Source organism: Aquabacterium sp. (assembly GCF_004297345.1).
Taxonomy (GTDB): domain Bacteria; phylum Pseudomonadota; class Gammaproteobacteria; order Burkholderiales; family Burkholderiaceae_C; genus Aquabacterium.
This window is the reverse complement of the sequence record NZ_SCTN01000122.1, coordinates 1-1,650: the sequence shown is the minus strand read 5'-3', so window position 1 is coordinate 1,650 and position 1,650 is coordinate 1. Positions and strand designations below refer to the sequence as shown.

General features: G+C 64.0%; 2 protein-coding genes. One reads left to right on the top strand and one right to left on the bottom strand.

What is annotated here, in order from left to right; translation table 11 throughout:
* Positions 1–650: alkaline phosphatase (locus EPO09_RS03765; protein WP_290640305.1), on the bottom strand; the 650-nt coding region annotated here is incomplete at its 3' end.
* A gap of 112 nt (positions 651–762) precedes the next feature.
* On the opposite strand from EPO09_RS03765, the gene EPO09_RS03760 reads away from it, so the two are divergent.
* The gene (locus EPO09_RS03760; RefSeq protein ID WP_290640303.1) at positions 763–1,515 is read left to right on the top strand and encodes a PhaM family polyhydroxyalkanoate granule multifunctional regulatory protein; all 753 of its coding nucleotides are present in this window, start codon (positions 763–765) and stop codon (positions 1,513–1,515) included.
* Positions 1,516–1,650 lie beyond the last annotated feature (135 nt).

Here is a 1,650-nt window from a genome sequence, read left to right as displayed (position 1 = left end):
CCCAGCGTGTAATGCGACTCTTCATCAGGAAAAACGTGTGGATGCTGCCGGACCTTGAGAAAACCCGGCGCTTCCGTCTCGTAGATGTAATCACCCAGGAACACGACCAGGTCGACATCGGCGGTGGCGATTTCCCTGTGTACGGTGAAAAACCCAGCCTCATAGTGCTGACAGGACGCCACCGCCAGCCGCAAACGATCTGTCCGTTCGGCGGGATCGGGTGCCGTGCGTGTGCGCCCCACCCCGCTGACCTGACCGCCCGCACGAAAGCGATAGAAGTAAGCCCGCCCGGACTGCAAACCGCCAACGTCGACGTGCACGCTGTGTGCCGTAGCCGGATCGGCCACCGCCGCACCGTAGCGCACCACGTTGTTGAAGCGCTCGTCGACGGCGACCTCCCACAGCACCGGCACGGCGCGCGCGGGCATGCCGCCATCCGGCGCCAAAGGCTTGGGTGCCAGGCGTGTCCATAGCACCACGGAATTGGGCCTGGGTTCGCCACTGGCCACGCCCAGCGTGAACACCTCGCCTGACTCAGACCAAGCGCCCGCATCAGGGGCCTGAGCGCGCGCAGCCGGCGAAAACACCTGCTGCCAGGCTAGGGCAGCAGCAGTTTGGCAAAGACGGGTGAACAGTTCGCGACGTTGCATGGAGGCGCCGATTATGCGTTGCAACAAAGTCCAAAACGCCACAGACGGGCTGCCGAGGGGCACAATGGGCCAGCCATTTTGATGACCCCACTGTTGACCACGAGGAAGCCCCATGCCAACGCGTCCGTCCAGCCCGGATCCAACCGGCGCCACGCAAGCCGATCAAGGCAACAATCCCTTTGCATCCATGGGTGCGGGCCTGGGTGCCGGCCTGGGCTTTTTCCAGGATTGGCTCAAGGCTGCAGGCAGCGCCTTGCCGAACATGCCGGGCGCGGCGGCGGCCGCCAACGCCGGCATGCCCGCCTGGAGCATGCCCACGCTGGATCCTGAAGAGCTGGAAAAACGCATCCAGGACCTCAAGACCGTGCAGTTCTGGCTGGAACAGAACGCCCGCATGATCGCCATGACCATCCAGGGCCTGGAAGTCCAGCGCATGACCCTGTCCACGCTCAAGGGCATGAATGTGTCGATGGACGCGCTGAGGGAATCGCTCAAGGTGCGCCCCGATACCACGCCACCCAGCGCGCCCTCCCCAGCTGCTGCGCCAGCCTCCGCGGCACGGCAAGATGAATCGACAGCGGGCTCTGATGACGCCCCGAACACTGCGGGAAAGGCGACCACAGGCGAATCCGGTGCTGATGGCGCAGAATTGATCAACCCCATGCGCTGGTGGGACACGCTCACGCAGCAGTTCACCCATCTGGCCTCGCAAGCCGCCCAGACGGTGGGAGACTCTGTGGGCGAATCGATGGACCTGATCAAGCAGGCCAGCGACCAACAAGCCGGTAAAACGGCGAAAGCCAAGCCTGCGCCTCGCAAAACCGCCGCACGCAAAACAAGCCGAAGCAGCGCCAGCAAAACCTGATCCGGCTTGCCTCACATCGGAAGGCTCCTTGTGACTCCTGCTCCGCTGCGCTTTCTACATGCACACGCCACCCACCCTCAAGCGGAGCTGGCGCTGGAGTTGGTGTGGGCACAACTGGCCTCGCAAGGTGCGCTC